The organism is Streptomyces sp. DH37 (assembly GCF_029813835.1).
Taxonomy (GTDB): Bacteria; Actinomycetota; Actinomycetes; order Streptomycetales; family Streptomycetaceae; genus Streptomyces.
Window position 1 is genome coordinate 1 of the sequence record NZ_JARVKV010000175.1, and the last position, 467, is coordinate 467.

Consider the following 467-nt stretch of genomic DNA (forward strand, 5'->3'; position numbering starts at 1 on the left):
GCACCGGGCCGCCCGCCGCGTCGCCGAAGACCTCGCCGTAGGCGGTGATCTCGACCCGGTCGTTGAGCGGCGTCCCGGTGCCGTGCAGCAGCACCAGGTCGATGTCGCCCGGCCGGGTGCCCGCGTGCCGGTGGGCCTGCCGCATCGCCTCGGCGACCTGTTCGCGGTCCGGCGCGGGGGGGTGCTTGGCGTCGCAGGTCATCCCGACCCCGCGCAGCCTGCCCCACAGCCGGCCGCCCGGCCACGGCAGGTCCTCCCGGCGCAGCACCACGGCGGCGGCCCCGTCGCCGAGGAGGGTGCCCTTGCGGTTGACGTCCAGGGTGCGCAGCGCGGCCGGCGGGTCCGGCTGGTCCCGGTCGGCCAGGCCGTGCATGCGCTCGGTGATCGCGTCGACGCCCGCGCCGATGACGGTGTCCGCCTCGCCCCGCCCCCGCAGGGCCGCGCCGAGCGCGAGGGTGTAGCGGGAC

1 pseudogene is annotated in these 467 nt (G+C 78.6%); it reads right to left on the reverse strand.

Features of this window, described 5'->3' with window-relative positions:
* Positions 1-467, reverse strand: a pseudogene (locus tag QC029_RS30540) (3-oxoacyl-ACP synthase); the annotation flags it as partial.